Here is a 1,008-nt window from a genome sequence, read left to right as displayed (position 1 = left end):
GCCCCGTGAACTGCATCAGCTACTGGTGCGTCTGGAAGACGTCGACGAACTGAAAGTTAAAGCCGCACATTGCCTGAAAAAGTGGTATCAGGAATTCTTGTCCAGGGAAAAAAATAGCCAGGCATGGCAATTGTTTTATAGAAGCTTACAAGAGGAAAGAAGTGATACCTCTGCCTTTTTCATCACTCAGGGTCATGGTGGATGTTCGTCATTCCTTAAAGGTAAAATTGCCGATTCATCTTTACAGGACGCCTGGACGGACGAGCCTGATGGCATTCCGAATATAGAACGAATGCTGGTGCACGACCCTGCATTTGTGCAGTTAATCTCGGGGAAGGCGAACCACCGTCCGGTCATTATCATGGGGCAACCTCGCTGGCTCGACACAGCAATTAATGAAAAGACCAACGCCCTGTTACAGCATAAAACTGAGAATAGCCCGGGCTTGAGGCAGCTATCGAAAAAAATCAATCAATATGAGGCGGTCAAAAAAGAACAAAGACTCCATCACATGCAAGCTTTAGATGATCTTAAAATTCGGATGCATGCATTATTTGAAAGTCCCGGTGGCTATTTTAATGAAGACATGTCACTGAATCTAATTAGGCAACATAGAGATGATGTCCGCAGCGAAAACAAATCCATTGCTGAGTCCCGTGAGCTATCAGAGGAGGAGCAGAAACTTATAACTGACTTAAAAAACAAATGCGAGAAAGCAATTAAGCAGGCCTTCAGTCATTACCTGTATGAATTGACACACTCGAAAGGTGGTTGTCTAACGTATTGTTGGCCCAATGCTTGCCAGTGGGGAAGCTACACTGACCGGGGCAACTATGGCACTCACGATCCTTCCTTAACAGAAGAGCTGTATACCATGATGTATGAAATGAATAACGATCCATTGTTTGAGAAATCCATTAAGGATGACTACTTGCGGCAGTCACTCAACGCCAGTAACGCTTTGGTGCTCAGATCCGATGAGCTGACAAAAATTGCCGAAGAGTTTTT

1 protein-coding gene is annotated in these 1,008 nt (G+C 44.7%); it reads left to right on the top strand.

Annotated features, from left to right (window positions below; all coding sequences use genetic code 11):
- Window positions 1-1,008: hypothetical protein (locus KDK19_RS17535; RefSeq protein WP_257292472.1), on the top strand; the 1,008-nt coding region annotated here is incomplete at both ends.

The organism is Endozoicomonas sp. ONNA1 (assembly GCF_024606325.1).
Classification (GTDB): Bacteria; Pseudomonadota; Gammaproteobacteria; order Pseudomonadales; family Endozoicomonadaceae; genus Endozoicomonas_A.
The sequence above is the reverse complement of the archived record's forward strand: the minus strand, read 5'-3'. Positions and strand labels throughout refer to the sequence as shown.